This window comes from Actinotalea sp. C106 (genome assembly GCF_023630195.1).
In the GTDB taxonomy this organism is placed as follows: domain Bacteria; phylum Actinomycetota; class Actinomycetes; order Actinomycetales; family Cellulomonadaceae; genus Actinotalea.
This window is the reverse complement of record NZ_JALPKN010000288.1, coordinates 1-3,829: the sequence shown is the minus strand read 5'-3', so window position 1 is coordinate 3,829 and position 3,829 is coordinate 1. Positions and strand designations below refer to the sequence as shown.

Annotated in this window: 2 protein-coding genes and 1 pseudogene; 1 reads left to right on the top strand and 2 read right to left on the bottom strand. The window is 74.6% G+C overall.

Features of this window, described 5'->3' with window-relative positions; translation table 11 throughout:
- A pseudogene (locus tag L0B03_RS15065) lies at nt 1-2,536 on the top strand (hypothetical protein); the annotation flags it as partial.
- A gap of 28 nt (nt 2,537-2,564) precedes the next feature.
- Here L0B03_RS15065 and L0B03_RS15060 read toward each other — a convergent pair.
- On the bottom strand, nt 2,565-3,260 hold the full coding sequence (locus L0B03_RS15060; RefSeq protein ID WP_250447259.1) for an SDR family oxidoreductase: 696 nt from the start codon (nt 3,258-3,260) through the stop codon (nt 2,565-2,567).
- A gap of 10 nt (nt 3,261-3,270) precedes the next feature.
- Nucleotides 3,271-3,829 (bottom strand): glycosyltransferase (locus tag L0B03_RS15055; RefSeq protein WP_250447256.1); only part of this gene is annotated, 559 nt, incomplete at its 5' end.

The following is a 3,829-nucleotide window of genomic DNA, read 5'->3' as shown; positions in this document are numbered from 1 at the left end:
AGCAGCAGCGAGCGGCATCGTCGCAGCGATCGCCGGGGCACCCCTGGCTCTGGGACTCGTGGCTGCCGGTGTGGTCGTGGCGGGGGCCGTGGGCGTCGCCGGAGCCATGGGTGTGTTCTCCGGCGCGGAGCCCGAGCCCGTCGCCGTCGAGCAGCAGGCCGACCCCGAGACCGGCACCACGGGCGACGACCCGGGCGCCGCGGACGAGGACCTGGGCGGCACCGACCTCTTCGAGGACCCCGCGACGCCTGAAGAGACCACGCCAGACCCGACGGACCCGACGTCGATCCCGCCGGTGTCGCCGGAGGCGCCTGGCACGACGGTCCCGCCGACCTCGGGCGGGATCGCACCCGCTCCCGAGCCCGCGCCGCCGGCCGCGGACCCCGTGCCCGGGACAGACGTGCCCGGCCCAGACGTGCCCGGCCCAGACGTGCCCGGCCCAGACGTGCCCACCCCCGAGCCGCAGGCTCCACCGGCACCGCCCCCCAGCCCTGCGGTGGTCACCATCGACGCCTCATTGCCGGAGATGACCGTGGTCTCGGGCGGGGCCTCCGAGATCCGGCTCCCGGTGAAGAACACGGGCGAGACCGCCTCGGGCGTGGTCCGCACCGCCTTCGAGTTCCCGGAGGGTGTCGAAGGAACAGTCATCCCGGTGGCGATCGCTCCGGGCTTCGGCGCCGCGCGCACGGCACCGGCAGACTCGGTGTGGACCTGCGCCTCGGCCGCGGATAACCCGCAGCGGCAGGTCTGCGAGACCTCGGGGATCGCGCCCGGGGCCACGAGCACCCTCCACGCCCGCGTGGTTCTCAACGACGAGGACCTCGACGGTGAGAAGGTCGTCGAGGTCCGCGTGCAGGCGTGGATCCCTGGGACGGACAGTGCGCGGGTGACGACCACGATGCAGGCCCGGCTGAGCTCGACGCCCGCCGACGTGCGGGTGGGTACGGTTCAGGGCACCGCCGCGCTGACGCCGGGAACGTCGGGCACTGTGACGATCCCGGTCGAGAACCGTGGCGGTACGACGGCCCCTGACGTGTCCGCGACCCTCCGTCTGCCCGCGGACGTCAACCTCGTCTCGGCCCCCGGGTGGGAGTGCACCTCCGCAGTTGCACCCACCTGCACCCGCACCATCGCGCGGCGCGGCTCAGCGGACCTGGTCCTCTCGTTGGCCGCGCCCCGCCTCGCGCTCAGTCACGCGAGCCCTCTGTACAACGAGCCCCGGGGCGAGCCCCGGACCCTCACCGTCGAGGTGGGTGGGCGAACCATCACCTCCGACGTCGTCCTGACCTCGGCGCCGGCCGACGTGGCCGTCGAGATGACCGAACCCAGTGGTGCTGTGGTGCCCGGCACGCCGCAGTCACTCATGGTGCGCGCCGCCAACGTCGGCGGAACTGATGCGCGTGCGGTGCAGCTCCGAGCTGCGGTCCCGACGGGTCGTCTTCAGGTTGCCTCGTCGACATGGGCGCCCTGCGACGGGCAGCTCTGCGCGACCGTGGACGTCCCCGCCGGAGAGACGGTCACCGTCGCTCTCCCTGTGAGTGCCGCGCCACGTCTGCTGGACGTCGACGAGCAGGTCGACGTCCGGGTGCGGGCCGGCGAGAGCGAGACGGTCCGGACCGTCTCGGTGCGCTCGGCCCCGGCCCTGCTCACGGTCTCGCCCGTCGGCGTCGGCCCGGCGCCCGTCCGGCTAGACACCGCGAAGACCGTCCGGTTCGAGGTGACCAACACCGGCGGCACCACCAGTGCGCCGGCCGAGGTGCGTCTCGCCGGCGTGCCGGCCGGGCTGACGGTGACCACCCCGGACGGCGTCGCCTGGCCCGCGTGCGGAGCCGGTGCCGTGTGCGTCGACGCCGGGGCGATCGCTCCGGGGGACGCGCAACCGTTGACCGTCTCGGCTGTGCTCGCGGCTGGTAGCGCCGGGCCCGGTGCCGCGGACCTCGCGCTCTCGGTACGGACGCAGGGCCAGCAGGTCGACGGCCCCGCGGTCCGGGTCGTCGTGCCGCAGCCCGCACGGCTTGCTCTGACGGCGCCGGACCAGACGGTCATCGAGCGTCGGGTCTCCTCACCGGTGACCTTCACGCTGACCAACGACGGGGAGGTGGCCGCCCGCGACGTGAGCGCGCGGCTCACGCTGCCGGCCGCCATCAGCTGGGACGGGGTGCCGTCCGGCAGTGCGTGGGCGTGCTCGACGTCCGGGCAAGCAGTCGAGTGCACCCTCGCCGCGGGGGAGCTCGGTGCCGGTGAGTTGGTGACCCTGCGCGGCCTCGTCTCGACCACGCGCAACAACCTGGGCAACGGCCTCAGCATCAGCGCCGCGGTGACCGCCGCAGGAGGCCTCAGCGCCTCCGAGCAGACGAGCCTCGTCCTCGGGGAGCTCACCTGCCCTGCTCCATGGCAGAGGGGTGACAGGTACGAGGTCGGGGACCTGGTGACCTATGGCGGGCTGGTCTACGAGCGGATCCAGGGGCCGGGCCTCGCCGGGACCGTGCCGCCCCAGATTCCCGACTGGTGGCGCGAGATCGAGACCTGCGGCTGAGCCAGCGAGGCCCCGACCGCCAGGGGTGTCACCCCTCCGCGACAGCCTCCGCCGACCCGTCCCCGGGCTCGCCCCGGCCAGCGGCCTGCAGCGCCGCGTCGATGAGGTCGTCTCCGGAGACGACCTCGAGGGTCAGCCCCGCGGTCGACGGCTCGTCGAGCATCCCCACCAGCACGGCGGCCACGTCCTCGCGGGGCACCTGCTCGCGCGGGACGCTCGCCTCGAGGGTCACGTGGCCGGTGCCGGCGTCGTCGGTCAGTCCACCGGGCCGCAGGATCGTCCAGTCCAGGTCGCGCGTGCGCAGCTCGACCTCGGCGGCCTGCTTGGCCTCGAGGTAGGCGCGGAACGTCTCGTCCTCGACCTGGTCGGCCTGGTCGGCCCCCATCGAGGAGACCAGCAGGTAGCGGCGCACCTGGGCCTGCTCGGCGGCGTCGGCCAGGAGCACCGCGCCACCGCGGTCGACGGTGTCCTTGCGGGCGGGCCCCGAGCCCGGGCCGGCTCCGGCGGCGAAGACCACCGCGTCGGCGCCGTCGAGCACTGCAGCCACCTCGCTCGGGGTGCTGTGCTCGAGGTCGAGCACCACGGCCTCCGCGCCGATCGCGGCGAGGTCGGACACGTGGTCAGGGTTGCGGACCAGCCCCACGGCCGTGTCGCCGCGGGCGGCGAGCATCCGGCTCAGGTGCATGGCGATCTTTCCGTGGCCTCCGGCGATGACGATGCGCATGCCACCCACGCTAAGCCCGCGGCGGCGAACCAGCGCGGGGAGGCCGCAACCGCTGCGCCCACCGCGACCACGGCGGGGTGTCCCGCCAGTTGACGGCCAGGGTGCGGAAGGCGCGACGGAACCGCCGTCGGAGCAGCTCCCCGCCCTGCAGCGACCGGCCCGAGACGCCCACGCGCAGGGTCGGGTCGTAGCGCACGACCAGGCGCGGGCCCAGGACGAAGGACAGGTCGACGTCGTCGTGCAGCTCGGGGTCGGTGCGGTGCACGAGGGCGCTGACCGCCTCCCAGCGTGAGCGGCGCATCGCCATGTTCGAGCCCCACAGGGGCCGGTGGGCCAGGGCGGCGTGCATGGTCCAGTAGTAGGACCACAGGTACAGGCGCCCGTGCGCCCTCGAGCGGCCCGGGGGCAGGTCGTAGAAGTCTCCGGAGCCGGTGAGGGCGTCGAGGTCGGGGGAGTCGCCGAAGGCTCGCGCGACGCGGGCCAGCCAGTCCGCCGGGGGGCGGGAGTCGGCGTCGCACCGGACGACGACGTCGCCCCGGGCCGCGTCGTAGCCGGTGGCAGCGGCGGCG